At 50.2% G+C, this 1,005-nt stretch carries 1 protein-coding gene; it reads right to left on the bottom strand.

Annotated features, from left to right (window positions below; genetic code table 11):
- The coding region (locus tag GVV58_RS15225) for an IS66 family transposase (RefSeq protein WP_159516861.1) at positions 1-1,005 on the bottom strand (1,005 nt) is incomplete at both ends.

Here is a 1,005-nt window from a genome sequence, read left to right as displayed (position 1 = left end):
TTAAATAGGCATACGGATCCAGTCCATTCAGCTTTGCTGACTGGATTAAAGTCATGATATTGGCAGCTCGTTGGCCGCTGCGCAGCGAGCCAGCAAACAGCCAGTTCTTACGTCCCAACGCCCAGGGGCGCATCTGATTTTCAATCCCTTGCGCAGCAATGCTGCTCATATCTATAGGCAAATTGCCATCATCCAGATAGCGGCAGAGTGCCTGCCAACGTTTTAGGCTGTAATTGATCGCCTTGGCAGTTGGAGAACTCGATAGCACCGCCAGATAATGTTGGTTGAGCCATTCATACAGTTGTTGCATCACCGGTTGGCTATGCTGTTGCCGGTATTCGCGGCGATGTTCTGCTGTACCATCGGTCTTTTTCCTGAGTTCTGCTTCTATGGCATACAGTTTCTGAATCAGCACTAATGCCTGTTCAGCGATCTGACTTTTCCCGGTCACATGCAGTTCATGGAATTTACGACGTGCATGTGCCATGCAGCCCACCTCAATGACCTGGCCTGATTTAAAGCGTGCTTTATAACCACTGTAATCATCACAGACCAGATGACCCTGCCAGCCATTCAGGAACGCTTCAGCATGCTGACCTGAACGACTATCCTGAAAGTCATAGATCACTGCCTGAACTGGATTGTACTGTGTAGTGGCATAGGCCCAGACATAACCTTTCTTCGGTTTTTTCTCATCATCACCCATCCGCATGATGGTGACCGGCGTTTCATCGGCATGGATCACCCGCTGTTGCAGCACCACCTGTTTTAAGGCATTGGCCAGAGGTTCCAGTTCCACACCGCAGCGACCAATCCAGTCAGATAAAGTGGATCTGGACAGATCAATGCCCGCCCGCTGATAGATCAGGCGCTGACGGTACAGCGGCAAATGATCGGCATACTTCGATACCAGCACATGGCTGAGCAATTCAGGTGAAGCAATGCCTTTATCAATCACATAGGCAGGCATCGCTTGCTGAGTCAGAGTGTCGCACTGATCACAGA

The organism is Acinetobacter sp. 18QD2AZ41W, from assembly GCF_009829025.1.
In the GTDB taxonomy this organism is placed as follows: Bacteria; Pseudomonadota; Gammaproteobacteria; order Pseudomonadales; family Moraxellaceae; genus Acinetobacter; species Acinetobacter pseudolwoffii.
The sequence above is the reverse complement of the archived record's forward strand: the minus strand, read 5'-3'. Positions and strand labels throughout refer to the sequence as shown.